20 protein-coding genes and 1 pseudogene are annotated in these 17,728 nt (G+C 64.4%); 4 read left to right on the forward strand and 17 right to left on the reverse strand.

Features of this window, described 5'->3' with window-relative positions; all coding sequences use genetic code 11:
- The 14 genes and pseudogenes from IV498_RS12100 to ffh form a co-directional block, all read right to left on the reverse strand.
- A pseudogene (locus IV498_RS12100) lies at positions 1-116 on the reverse strand (DUF2469 family protein); the annotation flags it as partial.
- Between the two features lie 7 nt (positions 117-123).
- Entirely contained in the window at positions 124-996 is an 873-nt protein-coding gene (locus IV498_RS12105; RefSeq protein ID WP_269046929.1) for a ribonuclease HII, read from the reverse strand.
- Positions 996-2,090 (reverse strand): signal peptidase I, encoded by a 1,095-nt coding sequence (lepB, locus tag IV498_RS12110; protein ID WP_269046931.1) that lies wholly within the window; start codon positions 2,088-2,090, stop codon positions 996-998. Before lepB (IV498_RS12110) ends, IV498_RS12105 begins: the two co-directional genes overlap by 1 nt.
- 32 nt (positions 2,091-2,122) lie before the next feature.
- Positions 2,123-2,785, reverse strand: a complete 663-nt coding sequence (lepB, locus tag IV498_RS12115; RefSeq protein ID WP_269046933.1) for a signal peptidase I — start codon at positions 2,783-2,785, stop codon at positions 2,123-2,125.
- 12 nt (positions 2,786-2,797) lie between these two features.
- Positions 2,798-3,157 carry a 50S ribosomal protein L19 gene (gene rplS / locus IV498_RS12120; RefSeq protein ID WP_269046935.1) on the reverse strand — a complete coding sequence of 120 codons (360 nt, stop codon included), beginning with the start codon at positions 3,155-3,157 and terminating at the stop codon, positions 2,798-2,800.
- Positions 3,158-3,404: 247 nt separating this feature from the next.
- Positions 3,405-4,298, reverse strand: coding sequence for a tRNA (guanosine(37)-N1)-methyltransferase TrmD (trmD, locus tag IV498_RS12125; protein WP_269046937.1), 894 nt, complete (start codon positions 4,296-4,298; stop codon positions 3,405-3,407).
- Complete coding sequence (gene rimM, locus IV498_RS12130) at positions 4,298-4,861, reverse strand: ribosome maturation factor RimM (RefSeq protein ID WP_269046938.1); 564 nt, start codon at positions 4,859-4,861, stop codon at positions 4,298-4,300. Before rimM ends, trmD begins: the two co-directional genes overlap by 1 nt.
- Before the next feature lie 191 nt (positions 4,862-5,052).
- Complete coding sequence (locus tag IV498_RS12135) at positions 5,053-5,295, reverse strand: RNA-binding protein (protein WP_269046940.1); 243 nt, start codon at positions 5,293-5,295, stop codon at positions 5,053-5,055.
- A 1-nt stretch (position 5,296) separates the two neighbouring features.
- Positions 5,297-5,713: a 30S ribosomal protein S16 gene (gene rpsP, locus IV498_RS12140; RefSeq protein ID WP_269046968.1), complete on the reverse strand. Its 417-nt coding sequence runs from the start codon at positions 5,711-5,713 to the stop codon at positions 5,297-5,299.
- Between the two features lie 162 nt (positions 5,714-5,875).
- Positions 5,876-6,319: a hypothetical protein gene (locus tag IV498_RS12145; protein ID WP_269046942.1), complete on the reverse strand. Its 444-nt coding sequence runs from the start codon at positions 6,317-6,319 to the stop codon at positions 5,876-5,878.
- 75 nt (positions 6,320-6,394) lie between these two features.
- Positions 6,395-7,285: a VOC family protein gene (locus IV498_RS12150; protein WP_269046944.1), complete on the reverse strand. Its 891-nt coding sequence runs from the start codon at positions 7,283-7,285 to the stop codon at positions 6,395-6,397.
- Positions 7,286-7,492: 207 nt separating this feature from the next.
- Positions 7,493-8,068, reverse strand: a complete 576-nt coding sequence (locus tag IV498_RS12155) for a GNAT family N-acetyltransferase (protein WP_269046946.1) — start codon at positions 8,066-8,068, stop codon at positions 7,493-7,495.
- 79 nt (positions 8,069-8,147) lie between these two features.
- Positions 8,148-8,846, reverse strand: coding sequence for an alpha/beta fold hydrolase (locus tag IV498_RS12160; RefSeq protein ID WP_269046948.1), 699 nt, complete (start codon positions 8,844-8,846; stop codon positions 8,148-8,150).
- 163 nt (positions 8,847-9,009) lie between these two features.
- Positions 9,010-10,584, reverse strand: a complete 1,575-nt coding sequence (ffh, locus tag IV498_RS12165) for a signal recognition particle protein (RefSeq protein WP_269046950.1) — start codon at positions 10,582-10,584, stop codon at positions 9,010-9,012.
- Between the two features lie 183 nt (positions 10,585-10,767).
- Here ffh and IV498_RS12170 point away from each other — a divergent pair, with 183 nt between their 5' ends.
- Entirely contained in the window at positions 10,768-12,246 is a 1,479-nt protein-coding gene (locus IV498_RS12170; RefSeq protein WP_269046952.1) for a glucose-6-phosphate dehydrogenase, read from the forward strand.
- A 99-nt stretch (positions 12,247-12,345) separates the two neighbouring features.
- On the opposite strand, the gene IV498_RS12175 is transcribed toward IV498_RS12170, so the two are convergent.
- Together IV498_RS12175 and IV498_RS12180 are read right to left on the reverse strand one after the other, a co-directional pair.
- On the reverse strand, positions 12,346-12,684 hold the full coding sequence (locus IV498_RS12175) for a P-II family nitrogen regulator (RefSeq protein ID WP_269046954.1): 339 nt from the start codon (positions 12,682-12,684) through the stop codon (positions 12,346-12,348).
- The gene (locus IV498_RS12180; protein ID WP_269046956.1) at positions 12,681-14,078 is read right to left on the reverse strand and encodes an ammonium transporter; all 1,398 of its coding nucleotides are present in this window, start codon (positions 14,076-14,078) and stop codon (positions 12,681-12,683) included. The genes IV498_RS12175 and IV498_RS12180 overlap by 4 nt, the downstream gene beginning before the upstream one ends.
- A gap of 205 nt (positions 14,079-14,283) precedes the next feature.
- On the opposite strand from IV498_RS12180, the gene IV498_RS12185 reads away from it, so the two are divergent.
- Entirely contained in the window at positions 14,284-14,559 is a 276-nt protein-coding gene (locus tag IV498_RS12185; RefSeq protein WP_269046958.1) for a hypothetical protein, read from the forward strand.
- Positions 14,556-14,888, forward strand: a complete 333-nt coding sequence (locus tag IV498_RS12190) for a type II toxin-antitoxin system PemK/MazF family toxin (protein WP_269046960.1) — start codon at positions 14,556-14,558, stop codon at positions 14,886-14,888. Before IV498_RS12185 ends, IV498_RS12190 begins: the two co-directional genes overlap by 4 nt.
- 5 nt (positions 14,889-14,893) lie before the next feature.
- Here the strand turns inward: IV498_RS12190 and ftsY are convergent, their stop codons facing one another.
- Entirely contained in the window at positions 14,894-16,099 is a 1,206-nt protein-coding gene (ftsY, locus tag IV498_RS12195; RefSeq protein ID WP_269046962.1) for a signal recognition particle-docking protein FtsY, read from the reverse strand.
- 96 nt (positions 16,100-16,195) lie between these two features.
- Between ftsY and IV498_RS12200 the strand changes: the two genes are divergently transcribed.
- Positions 16,196-17,524 (forward strand): MFS transporter, encoded by a 1,329-nt coding sequence (locus IV498_RS12200; protein ID WP_269046964.1) that lies wholly within the window; start codon positions 16,196-16,198, stop codon positions 17,522-17,524.
- The last annotated feature ends 204 nt before the right edge of the window (positions 17,525-17,728 follow it).

Below are 17,728 nucleotides of genomic sequence, written 5' to 3' on the forward strand. Positions count from 1 at the left end.
TAGAAGCGGCGTTCGGTTTCCACCACGTAGCTGAACAGACCCACCACATCGCGGTACTCGCGGTAGAGCTGGAGCTCCATTTCCGTCTCATAGTTTTCCAGATCTTCTGCACTCATGCTTCTCTCATCTCCCACCGGCGAGGGCTTCGACGGACGCGGCTTCCTCCACTTCGCCTTCCACGGCTTCCTCGGCCACTTCGGCTTCCTTACCGTCTTCGCCCGCCCGTCCCGGCACGTCCGCGGTCAGCCGCCAGCTCAGTCGGTGATAGGGCGAGGGCCCGTGCTCGACGATGGCGGCCCGATGCGCGGCGGTCGCGTAGCCCTTGTTCAGCGCCCAGCCGTACTGCGGATGGGCGGCATCGAGCTCGCAGAGCATGCCGTCGCGCTCCACTTTCGCCAGCACGCTGGCCGCGGCCACGCTGAGGCATTGCATGTCCGCTTTGATTTTCGTGTAGACGGGTGCGTCGCAGCTCCGGCCTTCGAGGTCAGGGCCGACGACGGCGGCAGTCACCATCTCAGCGCTGGCCGCGGCCTCCAGCTCGCCAAAGTCGGGGCCAGACTCAGGGCCAAACAGCGTACTCTGGGCGCGCGGCGAGAGCCAGTTGTGGTTGCCGTCCAGGATCACGAGCTCGGGCGCGATCCCGGATGCCAGTATCTGCAGCCAGGCCCGGGTTCCGGCCAGCCGCAGCGCGGCGATCAGCCCGTGGGCGTCAATTTCGGCTGCGGAGGCGTGGCCAACACTGTGGGCCACGGCCCAGCGCTGTATTTTGGGAACAAGTTCCATCCGGGTGGCTGCCGTTAGCAGCTTGCTGTCCCTGACCTTGCCAAGGGAGCGCTGCGCGGAGGCGTCAATGACCACCATGCCCACACTGACTGGTCCGGCAAGAGAGCCGCGACCCACCTCGTCGCAGCCGGCGATGAGCCGGCGTCCGTCCGCCAGGAAGGACCGTTCGTAGCGCAGTGTCGGGGCGGCTACGGCCTTTCCCCGGACGGCCATTATTGTCCCGTGGGCACGGCGGAGGGGCTGCCCGTGGAGTGCGGGGAAGGAGCGGGAACCGGGCCGAAGACGTCGTGGTAGTTACCGAGGAAAGTCCAGCGGCTGATGGGCCAGGCAATGACGGTGGCGCGGCCTTCGACATCGGAGATGGGCACAAAGCCCCTGCCGGGAGTGCTCATGTGCGCCCGGGAGTCGGCGGAGTTATTCCGGTGGTCCCCCATGACCCACAGTTTACCGTCCGGCACTGTGACATCGAAGCGCTGTTCCGAGGGAACTGCTCCGGGGAACAGATAGGGCTCCGTCAGCGACGTGCCATTGACTGTAAGCCGGCCCGACGTGTCGCAGCAGATCACGGTGTCGCCCGGCAGGCCGATCACCCGCTTGACCAGATGCTGCTGGGAGTCATCGGGCACCAAGCCCACAAACATGAAGGCGTCCTTGACCCAACTGAACGGACCGGCCGGCTTCGGGGCGGCTTCCGGGCCGAGCCAGCCCTGGCTGTCCTTGAACACGACGATATCCCCGCGCTGCAGGGCGAAAGGCTGCGGCACCAGCAGGTTGACGAAGATGCGGTCGTTGAGTTCGAGCGTATTCTCCATGGATCCGGACGGTATCCAGTAAGCGCGGAACAGGAAGGTCTTGATGAGGAAGGAGAGCACCAGGGCGATGAGCACGATTGTGCCCACCTCTTTGAGCCAGGACAGGGCTCCCTTGCCGAATTTTGCCGCAGCCCCGTCAGCACCCGCAGCGCCGTCTGCTGCCAGGGTACCCGTGCCACCGTCCGAGCCGCCCGCGCCACCGTCGGCAGCCGAGGAACCCGCGCCACCGTCGGCAGCCGAGGAACCCGTGCCACCGTCGGCGGTCGAAGTACCAGCGGCGCCTTCGGCACCGGTAGCAGCCGAGGCACCCTCCGGACCATCCGCGACCGTCGACGCACCGGCCGGAGCATCCGATCGAATGCCCGTGCCGCCGTCGTCGTCCTGTGCCGGCAGCGGAGAGCGCGCGCCGGGCTCCTGCTCAAGGCTGTCGGACGCAGCATGTCGGGGTCCGTGCGGAGTCCCCTCGCCGAGCGGTCCTGGCGTGTTCTGCGGCATGTGCTCTCTGTCCTTCTAGATGTCCGGCCCTGCTAGGCGGCCGGGAGTAAGTCGATCCGGGGCAACGGCCGGAAACTTCCAAGCGGCCAAAGCGTCTGGACCGGCCGTCCAATAACCTTGCTGACGGACACCAGGCCACCGCCGGGGGCGCCGAGCAGCGAGCGGGAATCCGCTGACACCGACCGGTGATCACCCATCAGCCACAACTTACCCTGTGGAACCACCACATCGAATGGCAACGCGCTGGGAACATCCCCCGGATAGAGGTAGCTCTCCGTCAGCGGCGACCCGTTGACGATCAGCCGGCCATCCGATGCGCAGCAACGGATGTGGTCCCCGGCCACGCCTAGCACCCGCTTGACGTATACCGTGTCGCTGCCGGCGATCCCCAGCCATTCTCCCACGCTCTGGGCGGCGTCCGCGAGCGGGCCCTTGCCGCTGTCCAGCGGGGCGAAGGATCCGCGGCCATCGAAGACGACGACGTTGCCGCGCTGAATGGGCGCCGATCCGTACGCGATGCGGGACACCAGCACCCGGTCCCCGGTCCGCAGCAACGGGTCCATCGAATCGGAGGGAATGTAGTAAACGTCGATCCAGCAACTGCGGATCACGGCGCTGAGGACCAGCACCACAACAACCGCCAGAAGCACAAAACGCCAGCCCAGTTTCCTGGACCGGCGTTCCGTGTGGTTCAAAGTGCGGATCCCCTATTTTGCGGGAAGGATATCGCGCTTTTCTTTGATCTTGGCAGCCTTGCCGCGCAGATCCCGCATGTAGTACAGCTTGGCGCGGCGGACGGCACCCTTGGACACGAGCTCGATCTTGTCGATGATCGGGGAGTGCACCGGGAAGGTACGCTCCACGCCAACACCGAAGGAGACCTTGCGGACCGTGAAGGTTTCGCGGATGCCGTCGCCCTGGCGCCCGAGCACGAAGCCCTGGAACACCTGGACACGGGACCGGCTGCCTTCAATGATGTTCACGTGGACTTTGAGGGTGTCGCCGGCGCGGAACGCGGGGACGTCGCTGCGCAGGCTGGCCGCATCGAGGGAGTCGAGGATATGCATAGTATTCCTTCTGGTGAACGCCACAGGTCATTCACTTTCCGTTCCGGCAGTCATGGTGCGGGCCCGAGCGGGCACGGAGATCACTGCCGAAAATTAGGATGTACCGCCGCTGTCCGGAATCGGAAGGACGGCGTGTCCGCTGTTGATCGCACTCCCCCTGTGGCAGGGTGCAACCCAGTTGACACGACGATCAATTCTGTCACAGCCGCCCCGCCCGCCGCTAATCGGATCCGCAGTTCGTTCGGCTTTAGTGCCGCTGCAGCCGCCCGCCGACGACGGCGTACCCCAGTTCCGCTAGAGTGGCGCGTTCCGTCTTGGTCAACAGGGCGGGATCAAGAGCGGCAATCAGGTCTGGCCGGCGGGCCACTGTTCGGCGCAACTGCTCATCCCGGCGGAATTGAGCGATTTTGGCATGGTTGCCGCTGAGCAGGACGTCTGGAATGCTGCGCTCACGCCAGGTTGAGGGTTTGGTGTAGACGGGATACTCCAGCAGGCCGTCCGAGTGTGACTCCTCGATCAGGGACGCCGGGTTGCCCACCACGCCGGGCAACAGTCGACCAATGGCCTCCACCATCGCCAGAACGGCCACTTCCCCGCCGTTGAGCACATAATCTCCGAGGCTGATTGGCCGGACGGTGAAATAATCAGCGGCCCATTCGAGCACACGTTCGTCAATGCCCTCATAGCGGCCGCAGGCAAAAACCAAGCGGTCCTCGGTGGAAAGTTCTTGGGCCAGCTGCTGGGTGAAAACGTCGCCCGCCGGAGAGGGCACAATCAGCGTCGGCTTGACTAACGCCGCCTGGCTGCCCTGCCCATCCGAACCGGACCGGTCCCCCGCTTCAGCCCGGACCTCCGGATCGAGGAGGGCGGCCGCTTCAGTCCGGTTCACCGGATCGGGGACGTCCGCGGCTGACGCTTGGGCCAGCGGCTCGAGGGCGAGTGCCCAGGGTTCCGGTTTCATCACCATGCCTGCACCGCCGCCGTATGGGGTGTCGTCGACGGTGCGGTGCCGGTCGGTGGCGAAGTCCCGCAAATCATGGACGTTCAGTTCCAGGATTCCGTCCTGCCGGGCCTTGCCAATCAGGCTCAGTTCCAGCGGCGCCAGATACTCCGGGAAAATGCTGACTACGTCGAAGCGCATCAGGCTCCCGGGGTTTCCCGGGGCTCGGGGGCCTCTGGAGCCGCGACCGCCGACTCGGAATTCACGTCAAATAGCCCGTTGGGCGGTGTCAGCAGCACATAGCCGCCTTCGATATTGACCTCGGGGACGATCTCGGTCACAAAGGGCACCAGAATCTCTTCGCCGTGAGCGTCTTCGATGATCAGCAGATCCTGCACAGGCATCGTGTTCAGTCCCACGACCTTGCCCACTTCCTCGGAGCCGACCCGCGCCGAAAGCCCCACCAATTCGTGTTCGTACCAGGCGTCGTCGTCGTCGTCCTCCACCTCGTCCGAATCAATGAAGACCTTGGCGCCGCGCAAAGTCTCGGCTTCATTACGGGTCTGGATTTGCTCAAAAGCCAGCAGCAGAATGGTCTTATTCCAGCGGGAGCCCTCGATCGTCAGCGGGCCCAAAGTGGCAGGCTCCACTTCGAGTTCCGTGCCGGGAACAAAGCGGTCTTCGGGGGCGTCGGTGAGCACCTGCACGGTGACCTCACCGCGGATACCGTGCGGCTTACCGATCCGGGCAACCTGAACCTTCATGGAACTCCTCCTGCTGTCCGGACGGCGGTGCTCCCGCGTCTCCTGAAAAATTGAAATTGGAAGTGCCGTTGCTCCGTGCGGGGCGTACGCCTTCCGCCCGGCTCGGAGCACTGAAAAAGGTTTGGCCCCGGCACCTTGGAGGTGCCGGGGCCAAACCTGGAACGCCCTGCTGTACAGCGCCTGCCCTGGGGTCAGCGGCGGCGGTCGGTGTCGACCACGTCGACACGGACCTGCTCGCCGTCGGCCAGTGCAGCAATCACCGTGCGCAAAGCGCGGGCAGTACGTCCCTGACGCCCGATAACCCGGCCCAGGTCTTCCTGGTGGACGCGCACCTCGAGGGATTCCCCGCGGCGGTTGCTCTTCACGTTGACCTTGACATCCTCAGGACTGTCAACGATCCCGCGGACCAGGTGTTCAAGCGCTTCGGCGAGCAATTTACTTGGCCTCGGTGGTCTCTGCGGCTGCGGCCTCGTCGGTCGTTTCAGCCGGCTTGGCCTTCGGGGTGATGGCTTCCTTGACGATGACCGAGGACTTGACCGGTGCAACGAATGCTGCCTTCGGTTCCTTGGTCTTCAGGGTGCCTTCCTGGCCCGGCAGGTTCTTGAATTTCTGCCAGTCACCGGTGATCTTCAGGATCGCGGCAACCGGCTCGGACGGCTGCGCGCCGACGGAGAGCCAGTACTGGGCGCGGTCCGAGTCGACCTCGATGAACGAGGGCTCTTCGGTCGGGTGGTACTTGCCGATTTCTTCGATGGCACGACCGTCACGCTTGGTGTGCGAATCGGCAACGACGATGCGGTAGTACGGTGCGCGCATTTTACCAAAGCGCTTAAGGCGAATCTTTACGGCCACTTTTGTGGTCACTCCTGGTTCTAAAAGGGACGAACCCATTGTCACGCTCCCGTGGGGCGGGCCGATCGTTCGGGTTCAAAGGACAAGATCTTCACGCGGAGAGAGGGGCCACATGGATCGAGTACGCCTCCATTATGCCAGATGCCGGAGGGTGCGGCGAACTCAACCCGGATAGTTCCAGAAGTACAGATTGCGCACGCCCTCCTCGTCCACCATGGATGCCAGCTCCGAGAGGGCACGCACCATCGGTTCGGTGCTGGCCGGCGTGGAAGCCATTTCCTCCGAGTGCGCCCAGCTGGCGGCCAACGCACTGACGTCCTCCTGGTCCTCCAGGTCCTTCAGCTCGGCAAAAATGACGGTCAGCGGCTCCGGAACCACGTACAGCTCCTCCAGCTCCACGTCCACCATGCCCAGCGCGCAGTCGACTCCACCGGCGTGTACGGTAGCCGCGGCCAGTTCGCCCAGGATCTCCACGTCCAGATCCGTAACCTCCGGCGCGGCCAGCCGGGGCAAGTCCACCGTGGGATTCTCCCCCGCTTCAAGCGCTGTGGCATAGCGCACCGCACTGCGGTGGTCTGCAACGAAAAATTCCGAAAATGCGGGCACTGATTGCCTCCAACGTCGATGCGCGGCTGGGATCGGTAAGCGTGGCTAAGTCCGATCCGGTCGCCGCTGCGTATCCTATGCGGTTGATTCCACACTAACGCGGATCCGGTTCCGCCATGGATCCTCAAACAACAGCTCGGCACCGGTATTGGCCACCGCGACTCCCGCCGAGTCCAGCCGCTCCGACAGCGCACCAACGTCGTCGCGGCCGGGCAGCTGGATCAGCACCTCGCCCAGCCCCAAGGTGTCCTTGCGGGGGCCTGCGCCGCGGCTGTTCCACACGTTCATCGCCATGTGGTGATGGTAGCCACCGGCGGAGACGAAGAGTGCCTGTCCGTGCCAACCCGCTGTCTGCGCAAAGCCCAGGGTTTCCACATAGCACTGCTTGGCGGTCTGCACGTCACCTACCTGCAGGTGGACATGGCCGACGGCGGCGTCCGCCTGCCGCTGTCCGGCTGCCTCGGCTTCGAGAAGGTGGTCCTGAAGATACTGCTGCGGCGGCAGAGCCAGGCTGTCCATCACGACGGAGCCGTCATCCCACTGCCATGCCTCGCGCGGACGGTCGTAATACAGTTCGATTCCATTACCTTCCGGATCGGTGAAGTAAAACGCTTCGCTGACCAAGTGGTCCGCACTGCCTACGAACGCCCGCGGCTCAAACTTGGCGGCGCTGGCGACGGTGGCGGCCAGTGCGCCCTGATCCTCGAACAACAGTGCGGTGTGAAAGGGGCCCGCTTCGCCGCGGCCGGGGACACGCAGGCCCGGCGCGGGAGCAAGATGCACCAAGGGAGTCGTGCCTCTGCCTAAATACAGGCCTCCGTCGGCTTCGGCCACGGTTGTCAGCCCGAGGGCCTGCCGGTAGTAGGTGGACATTACTGCCATATCCCCCACCTTGAGCATCACGGTGCCCATGGAGAGATCGGAAGATAGTTGATCTTGGCTGGATGCGGTGCTGGTGCTGGTCATTTCGTACTCCGGCTCGGTCGGTGGTCCGCTGTCGGCGGCCTTGTGCCTTTTTCAATTGGTTGAAGCTTCAATTTATTCCAAAAGTCTATCCCGTTTCCAGCCGGGCAGCAGCCGCTGCGGCAGAACCCCGGAACTTCGGCAATCTCCGGGGGCAGCAGCCGCTGCGGCAGAACCCGGGAACGTCCCGAATGCCCGCGGCAGATTCAGCTACAGCGGCATGATCGGTCTTCCCTGTTCTCCGTGGGTCAGAAACCGCGGCCGTGGGGCACCATTTCCCTCTGGCACGCCGGGTAAAATACGCTGCAGCAGAACCCTGGGTCCCAGCTTGTCGAGTCCCAACTCCACTTCGCGGCGGCTCACTTCCTGCAGTTCCGGTCCTGGCGATGTCACGGCCACAAAGCCGCAGCTCATATAAAACGGTGCGTTAAAGCGAACATCGGCGAAAGTGGACAGGGTCAGGACGCGGTAGCCGGATTCCCGTGCCCAGGCAACGGCGGCATGGACAAGGGCGCGTCCAATTCCCTGCCTAGCCCAATCCGGGTGGACGGAAAGCTGTTCCAAGTGCGCCTGCCCGTCCAATTCCTCGAGCCGGGCGAAGGCCACCGGCGGACGCCCGGCCACCAAAATATGCAGCGCCGCGGAGAATTCAGCAACCCCGGCCCCCGGCGGCAGCACAGCGGTAAGCGGAAGGACATCAAGGGCGGTGAGCAGGGTGTCCGATTCGGCCTCAATGGCGGGCAGCAGCGACAATTCGGCCAACGCGGCGGGACGGATTTCAAGCATAATCCGAGCCTATGTCGGCCCACCGACAAGATGCGATGGCACTCGGGACCAGCGGCTCCGGGAACCCGCCTTTTCGCTTTTACCGTCCCGGCTGATCGCGGAGGAACGCGCGGATCAACCGGTCGCCGTCGGCCGTATCATGTGGACGGTGCGCGCCGGCGGTGCTGCGGTGCGCTGCCCCCGTCGAGGCGAGGTAGCCGGCAATCTCCTCATACAGCGGTTCCCAACCGCCCGTGAGGACCAGGGTGGGAACCCCCGGTACGAAATGCAGCGGAGCTTCCCACGGAGGCGTCTGAAGTCGGAGCCTGCGGGCAGCCCGCCGTTCCTCCTCAGTGAGCAGCGGTTGGGCTTCGCTCGAGGACGCGATGCGGACAAACTCCCGATGGAACTGATCATCGGTCAGTTCAAATCGGCGCGCGAACAGGGGATCCATCAGGCCTCGATGAGCGGCTGTCGCAGGCAGCTCGGCCGTCAGCGACAGGCAGGCAGGTTCGACCAACACCAAGGAATGCACCAGATCGGGGCGGTCGACGGCGGCCATCATTGCCGAGATGGCACCTTGTGAATGAGCAACAACGTGTCCCCCGCTGCCCAGTGCGTCCAGCACAATGTCCCGGTCGGCATCGAAGTCGGTGGGAAGGGGTTCGGCCTCGGCATCGAATCCGTGCCGCTTCAGGAACAGCGCATCGTAGGCTAATGCGAGGCCGTGCTGTTTCGGCCAGGCGGCGGCACCGAAACCGCCGGCGCCGTGGACAAAAACGATCCGCTCTTTGTGCATCTGAAAGCTCCTGTACAAAAATTGCGGAAATATGCCGGCGTCGGAACGACCCCGACGCCGTACTGCACGGCGGGACGGACTTTCGCCAGTCAGCGACTGGATGAGTGCGAACCACCGGCGGGACGGACTTTCGGGACGGACTGGCGCCGCGAACTACCCGCCGCTATTTACCCAGGAACCTGTCGAAGCCCTTGGGCAGGTTCAACGCGGACGGATCGAATCCCTGCTCGTCCTGCTGGCCGAAGGCCGCGCCGGTGGGCAGGGCCTTGGCGCCGCTGGCCCGGCGCTCCTCGGCCTCCCGCAGTTCCTGGGCCGCCTTTGCCGGGTTTCCGGAACGCGCCTTCTTCTTGGGCGCGTTCTTGCCACCCTTGCGTGCGCCGCCGGATCCGGGCATTCCCGACACGCCGGGCATCCCCCCGCCCTGGGCCATCTTCTTCATCATCTTCTGGGCCTGGCCGAAACGCTCCAGCAGGCCGTTGACTTCGGAGACATGCACTCCGGAGCCCTTGGCGATCCGGGCACGGCGCGAGCCATTGATCATCTTCGGGGCAACCCGCTCGTGCGGGGTCATGGACCGGACAATGGCTTCCACGCGGTCAATTTCGCGCTCGTCGAAGTTTTCCAACTGCTGGCGGATACCGGCGGCACCGGGCATCATCATCAGCATCTTTTTCATTGATCCCATATTGCGGATCTGCTGCATCTGGGACAGGAAGTCGTCCAGCGTGAAGTCCTCCTGGTCGGCGAATTTCTTCGCCATCCGGGCTGCTTCGTCCTTGTCCCAGTTTTTCTCGGCCTGCTCAATCAGGGTAAGCACATCACCGAGGTCCAGGATGCGGCTGGCCATCCGGTCCGGATGGAAGATTTCAAAGTCGTCCAGACCCTCACCGGTGGAGGCGAACATCACCGGCTTACCCGTCACCGACGCGACCGAAAGCGCCGCGCCTCCCCGGGCATCGCCGTCGAGCTTTGTCAGTACGACGCCGGTGAAGTTCACGCCCTCGTCAAAGGCGTGGGCGGTCGTGACGGCGTCCTGGCCGATCATAGCGTCGATGACGAAGAGCACTTCATCGGGAACGATGGCGGCGCGGATGTCCGCGGCCTGGCGCATCAACTCCTCGTCGATGCCCAGACGGCCGGCCGTGTCCACAATGACAACGTCGTGCAGTTTGGCGCGCGCCTCGGCAACGCCGGCACGGGCGACGGCGACAGGGTCACCGGTGGCGGCCTCGAATTCTGAGCTGACGCCCGGATGCGGAGCAAAGACCGGAACGCCAGCGCGTTCGCCGTTGACCTGCAGCTGCTTGACCGCGTTGGGGCGCTGCAGATCCGCGGCCACCAGCAGCGGACTGTGACCCTGGCCCTTGAGCCACTTGGACAGCTTTCCCGCCAGCGTGGTCTTGCCGGCACCCTGCAGACCGGCCAGCATGATGACCGTGGGCGGGTTCTTCGCCAGCCGGATCCGGCGGGTCTCGCCGCCCAGGATGGCGACAAGCTCCTCGTTGACGATCTTGACGATCTGCTGACCCGGATTCAGCGCGGCATTGACCTCGGCGCCCAAGGCGCGTTCGCGGATTTTGCCCGTGAAGGCGCGCACCACCGGCACCGCGACATCCGCGTCCAGCAGCGCGCGGCGGATTTCCCGCACTGTGGCGTCGACGTCGGCTTCACTGAGCCGGCCCTTGCCGCGGAGATTCTTGAAGGTTGCTGTCAACCGGTCAGATAGTGAGTTGAACACGCGCCGTGTACTTCTTTCATCGTCGAATGGCTGGCGGACCTGCCGACTAAGGCACGGCTGCCGGACGGTCTCAAGGAACGCGCGGCAGACCCTCGGCGGTCCCAGCTATCAAGGATACCAAGCCCGCTGTCCGGAAACGGCGCGCCACGGGAGCTGCGGGCCGTTCAATGGCATGCTGAAAGTGTGACTACCTCCCAAGACCCCAGGAAACCGGCCAATCACTCCGCTCTTCAGTCCGGAGCTCCCCAAGACACCTCGGCCGAGGCTGACTCGACCAGCGCCATCCGAACCTTGCTCATACTGGGTGCTTCCGGCGACCTGACCGGCCGGCTGCTGCTCCCCGGTGTGTCCCGGCTGATTGCGGGCGGCCGCGCCGAAGGGATTACTCTGGTCGGTGCCGGCAGCGACGACTGGACGCCGCAGCAGTGGCAGGAACGGGTTTCCGACGCCTTCGAGCAGGTGGCGGACAACGCCACGGCGGAGGGGAAGGCGGCCCTCAAAGCCGTGCAGACGTCCACCACCTACCACAAGCTGGATGTGACGGCACCGGGCGCGCTCGCAAAACTGCTCACGACAGTTCAGGCTCCGACCGCCATCTACTTCGCCCTACCGCCGGCAGTGAGCCAAAAGGCGTGCGAGGTGCTGCGGCCCGAGGACCTGCCGGCCGGAACACGGCTGGTGATGGAAAAGCCCTTCGGCTCCGATCAGGCGTCGGCCCGCACGCTGAACGGGGCGCTGGCCACGCTGGTCCCGGAGGATCATATCCACCGGGTGGACCATTTCCTGGGGAAGTCCACAGTTTTCAACATTCTGGGTCTTCGTTTTGCCAACCGGCTGCTGGAGCCGCTGTGGAACAGCGACAACATCGCCAAGATCGAGATTGTCTTCGATGAGGACCTGACCTTGGAGAACCGGGCACGCTACTACGACAAAGCCGGCGCGCTGCGGGACATGATCCAGAGCCACCTGCTCCAGATCATGGCCATTCTTGCCATGGACGTCCCTGCCACGTTGAGTGAACGGGACGTCCGGGACGGGATAGCCGCGGTGCTGCGGGCCAGCAGCATCGATCCGGACTTTAGCGCCAGCACGCGCCGGGCACGTTACACCCACGGCCAGATAGGTTCGCGGCAGGTACCGGACTATGTCGACGAAGAGGGTGTGGACCCAGCCAACAATACTGAGACCCTGGCCGAGGTTGAGGTCCGGGTGAAAAACTGGCGTTGGGCTGGAGTTCCTTTTGTCCTGCGCTCAGGCAAGTCTTTGGGAAGGGCCCGGAAGGAAGCCGTCATTACCTACAAGGCGGTCCCCCACCTGCCCACCGGCTTCCAAGGCGTGGACAGTCCCACCCGGCTGCACATCGGCTTCGGCCCCGATACGCTCACCCTTGATCTGGACATCAACGGTCCCGGTGACCCTTTTACCCTCAGCCGGGTCCAACTGCAGGCCGACCTGGCCGGAGACGAACTGCTGCCTTACGGCGAAGTGCTGGACGGCGTGCTGCACGGGGATCCACTGCTCTCGGTTCGAGGTGACACTGCCGAGCAATGTTGGCGGATCGTTGACCCTGCCCTGGAAGCCTGGCGGGACAACACGGTGCCGATTGAGGAATATCCGGCCGGATCCGCGGGTCCCGGCGGTTGGGACAGCTCCGAAAACTGACTCTCCCGGCATCTCCAGCCATCTCCGGGCTCTTCCCTGCCCCTTTCCGCTCCTCCTGGCCCCTTCTCGGCTCCTCGGGCGGCTGGAATGCCCCAAATCTTAGACCGCCGAGTCGCCGCGTTCTCCGGTGCGGACCCGGACAGCTTCCTGAACATCAACGGTCCAGACCTTGCCGTCGCCGGCACGGCCGGTATTGGAGCTGGAGATGATGACGTCCACAATGTCATCGACCTGCTCCTCGGTGGCCAGGACCTCAATCCGGATCTTGGCGTGCAGGTCCACGGTGTACTCGGCACCGCGGTAGACCTCGGTGTGTCCGCGCTGGCGGCCGTAGCCGTGGGCACCGCTGACGGTCAGTCCCTGCACACCGTAGCTTTCCAGCCCACCTCGGACATCATCGAGTTTTTCCGGACGGACAATGGCGGTGATCAGTTTCATGCTTTTACCTTCAGCTTTCCTTCGCTGTCGCTTGTGGGCGATTCCTTGACGATAGCGCGATCCCCGGTTTCACTGGCGAACCTGGCGTGCAGTTCCGCTTCGAGCGGGTGGAAGCTGCTGCCAACACGGCCGCCGAAGTCGTAGGCGGATTCGGCGTGGACGCTGATGTCGACGCCTGCCACCTCATGATCCTCGGAGACCCGGAAGCCGATGGTCTTGTTGATGATCCAGCCGACGACGAATGCGATCACGAAGGAGTAGACCAGGACCGCCACCGAACCGATCGCCTGCTTGCCAAGCTGTTCCAGGCCACCGCCATAAAACAGGCCTGCAGCGGCCGCCGGAGACTCCGGGTTGGCTGCGAGGCCAATAAACAACGTGCCAAACAGGCCGCCGACCAGGTGGACACCGACCACATCCAGGGAATCATCGTAACCGAACCGGTACTTCAGCCCCACGGCCAGAGCACAGACGGCACCGGCGAGCAGACCCAGCACGATGGACCAGACCGGGGTGAGAGCGGAACAGGCCGGGGTGATGGCCACCAGACCCGCGACGGCGCCGGATGCCGCACCGAGGGAGGTGGCGTGGCCATCACGGAACCGTTCCACGACCAGCCAGCCGATGGTGGCCGCGGCCGGGGCGGCCAGGGTATTGATCCAGGCATATGCGGCGACGGAGTTGGCACCGAGGGCAGAGCCGGCGTTAAAGCCAAACCAGCCGAACCACAGCAGGCCGGCACCGAGCATCACGAACGGAAGGTTATGCGGGCGGTGGCTCGGGTCCTTGCCGAAGCCCTTGCGCTTGCCGAGCACCAGGGCCAGGGCCAGGGCCGCAGCACCGGCATTGATGTGGACAGCGGTGCCACCGGCGAAGTCAATGACGCCCAGTCCCTGGCCGATCCAGCCGCCAATCGGGTTGCCGTTCGCGTCCTTGTTGAAATCGAAGACCCAGTGCGCCACCGGGAAGTACACCAGGGTCACCCAGATGCCACCGAAAAGCATCCACGCTCCGAACTTGGCCCGGTCGGCGATGGCCCCGGAAATCAGGGCAACGGTGATGATGGCGAAGACGGCTTGGAAGCCAACGAAGGCCATTTCGGGGATGGTGCCCACCAGCGGGGCGTTGTCACCCGTGGTCAGGACGCCCTGCAGGCCGAACTTTTCGAAGGGGTTGCCCAGCAGACCGTGGAAAGTGTCGGTGCCGAAGGCGGCGGAGTAGCCATAGAGCACCCAAAGGACACCAACGACGGCGATGGCGCCGAAGCTCATCATCATCATGTTCAGCACACCCTTGGCCCGGGTCATGCCGCCGTAGAAGAAAGCCAGCCCGGGGGTCATCAGCAGTACCAGGGCGGCCGAAGCCATTACCCAGGCTGTGTCGCCAGTGTTCATGGCTCCTGCCCTTTCTCGTAGAACTTTTTGCTGCCGCGCAGTTCGTTCAGGATGCGGCGGATGCAATGTGGTCTCTACAAGACTGGCGGCCAAGTGTTTCGCCCGCTGGGACGAATGATTGCCACCCTGTTACAACAAGGGCGGCCAGGTAAAAGCTGGGTGACCGCCATGTTTCAGGGATGTAACGCGGCTCTGGTCGTATACTTTGAGTATGACTGCCGGGGATACTACGACCATCAAGGTGCCCAAGACCCTGCGTGACCGCATTGCCACGCGGGCTCAACGGGAGCATTCCACTTTGGCTGCCGTTATTGACGACGCTTTGAACGCAGCGGACGAACGAACGTTCTGGAAAGCGGTGCAGCGGGAGAACGCTTCCCTCCCAGTTGGGCAAAGGGAAGCGGACATCCAATCTTCCTCGAGCGTGGAGAGCCTCGTTGACGCAGACGACGACCTCCTAAGCGCTCAAGGCCGCTGGTGAGGCGCGGAGGAATCTACTTAGCCGACCTCGGCACTCCCATTGGTCATGAGCAGTCATTGCGGCGACCTGTAGTCCTGCTGAGCGCACAGCCTTGGCTTGACTCAAACCCATCTGTGGTCACGGTGCTCCCGATTACGCGTACCTACCGCGCCCGCTCAACCCACGTCGAGGTTGAACCCGGCACCTCCGGCCTCAGCGCCGTGAGCTATATCCGGTGCGAGGACATTCGCGCCGTCTCGCCGCTGCGGCTCGAACAGCGGTTCGGTCTGGTCGACGAGATCGTACTGCTCAAAGTCGAATTGGTGCTCAGGCGACTGCTCGCCCTGTAACGGGACTAGTTCAGCAGGGCGTCGACAAAGTCCGCAGCGTCGAACGGGGCAAGGTCATCGGCGCCCTCGCCCAGGCCCACCAGCTTGACCGGCACACCCAGGGTCTTCTGGATGGCGACGACGATGCCGCCCTTGGCGGATCCGTCCAGTTTGGTCAGCACGATGCCGGTGATATTGACGACGTCGGCAAAGACTTTCGCCTGCGCCAAACCGTTCTGGCCGGTGGTTGCGTCAAGCACCAGCAGCACCTCATCCACAGTTGCCTGCTTTTCGATGACGCGCTTAACCTTGCCGAGCTCGTCCATCAGGCCGACCTTGTTCTGCAGCCTGCCCGCGGTGTCGATCATGACGACGTCCACTTCCTGCTCGATCCCCGCCCGGACCGCCTCAAAGGCGACGGACGCCGGATCCGCTCCATCGACGTCGGACTTTACTGTGGGCACTCCCACGCGCTGACCCCAGGTTGCCAACTGCTCCGCCGCGGCCGCCCGGAACGTGTCGGCGGCGCCCAGCAGGACGTCTTTGTTCTCCGCCACGAGCACGCGGGCCAGCTTTCCCACGGTGGTTGTCTTGCCCACGCCGTTGACGCCGACCACCATCATCACGGCCGGCCGGTCCGCGTGCCGTTCAATGTTCAGCGAGCGGTCCATGGTTGGATCCACCAGCTTGACCAGCTCCTCGCGAAGCATCTGCTGGACGTGGCTCGCGTCCCGGCTGCCCAGGACCCGAACGCGGGCGCGCAGCGAATCGACCAGTTCCATGGTGGGAGCGGTGCCCAGATCCGCCAGCAGCAGCGTTTCCTCAATCTCATCCCAGACGGATTCATCGATATTGTCGCGGGAGAGCAGCGCCAGGAGCCCCTTGCCCAGCGCGTTGTTGGAGCGGGCCAGGCGGGCCCGAAGCCGGATCAGGCGTCCCTCCACCGCCGCCGGAGTCTCGATCGCCGGCAGGGTCTGCAGCCCCGCCAGATCGTCCTCGACACTAACGTCCTCGTCGGAAGTTATTCCCGGCATGGGCGGAGCAATGGTGCCGGGCCGGTCCTCCAACAGCGTGCCGGTGCCAGCCATCGGGTTCGACGCCGGGTCGTTGGCATCCCGGGTGGTGGGATAGACCTCCTTGCTGCGGCGGCCCCGCAGGAAAACCGGAATCAGCACGCCAATGACGGCCAGGACGACGACGATGGACACGATGATGGTCAGAGTTTCGTTCACGTGTTCAAGCTTCTCACAGCACCCGCAGCGTCCGTCGGGCGCGGGTGCTGTTCACTGCGGCAGACTCCGCTCCGGGGCTGTGCCAAACTTTCAATCATGGTTCCTCTCCCCCAGCCGGCAGCCGCCGCGGCCCGCGCTCCGCTGGTCCGCGAGATTCGGGTCCTCATCGCCGCGGCCTTCGTCATTGCCGTGGGCTACGGCCTGGTGGCCCCGGTGCTGCCACAGTTTGCGCACAGTTTCGACGTTTCCATCAGTGCCGCAGCCCTTGTGATCAGTGCCTTCGCCTTCACCCGGCTGCTCTTTGCACCAGTGTCCGGGCAGCTGGTGGAGCGGTTCGGCGAGCGCTGGATTTATGTCAGCGGCATCCTGATTGTCGCTGCCTCCTCGGCCGCCTGTGCCTTCGCCCATACCTACTGGCAGTTACTGGTCTTCCGCGGACTGGGCGGCGTGGGTTCGACGATGTTCACCGTCGCCGCAATGGGTCTGCTTGTGCGCCTGGCCCCGCCGACATCACGGGGTCGCATCACCAGTGCGTACGCGGGTTCGTTCCTGCTTGGCAATATTGCCGGCCCTGCCATTGGCGGATTATTGGCCGGCTTTGGACTGCAACTACCCTTCCTGGTCTACGCCGCCGCGCTCCTGCTGGCTGCGGCGGTGGTGGCCACACAGCTGCACCCGACCATGCCGCTGCCCGAGCCCGGAGCGGGGGGTGCCGCTCCATCGGGCACTGCAAACGCAGTCGTGAATGCTCCTTTGGTCCCCGGACGCGAACCTCTTGCGCAGGTGAACGAGCCGCCGGCGCCGGCGCAGAAGCCGATGGGCTTGAGCGAGGCGCTGAAGTCCCGCGCCTACCGTGCGGCCCTGGTTTCCGCTTTTTCCAACGGCTGGTCGGCCTTCGGCATCCGGATGGCGTTGGTGCCACTCTTCGCGACGGTGGCCCTGGGCGGCGGCCCGGAAGTGGCCGGACTGTCGCTGACGGTCTTCGCAGTCGGCACCGGAGCGGCGCTGACCTTTTCGGGCAAGCTGGCGGACAGTTGGGGACGCCGACCGATGGTGATAGCCGGTTTGGCGGTCAACTCGACGGCGATGGCCGTGCTGGGGCTCACCAGCAGCATTCCGGTTTTCCTGATCGTCTCGGCCATCGCCGGCATCGGCAGTGGCCTGCTGGGCCCGGCACAGCAGGCCGCAGTGGCGGACGTGATAGGCAACAACCGATCCGGCGGCAAGGTCCTGGCCACTTTTCAGATGAGCCAGGACTTCGGTACCATTTTGGGTCCGATCGCCGCCGGCATTGTTGTTGACGCCTTTTCCTACGGCCCGGCCTTCGGTTTGGCCGGCATCGTGGGAGCCTTTGCGCTGGTCGTCTGGTTCCTGGCTAAGGAGGCGCTGCTGGGAAAGGCGCCGGAGGATTCAGCACCCGCCTGACCCGCCCCCGACTCAGGCTTATGGGTCTGCGGAGCCGCAAACCTATAGATCCACGCCGCCTAGGACGGTGCTGATTAATCGGGGGCGTTAAGGCGCGCCTTCGAACGGTTTCCCGGGATTGCGGAAGACTGGATTCATGCAGGGTATTGATGATGGTCAGCGTCAGCTTTTGGATGTTGGTGTGCTCGCGGGCCATTTGCTTCC

The organism is Paenarthrobacter sp. Z7-10 (assembly GCF_026932795.1).
In the GTDB taxonomy this organism is placed as follows: Bacteria; Actinomycetota; Actinomycetes; order Actinomycetales; family Micrococcaceae; genus Arthrobacter_M.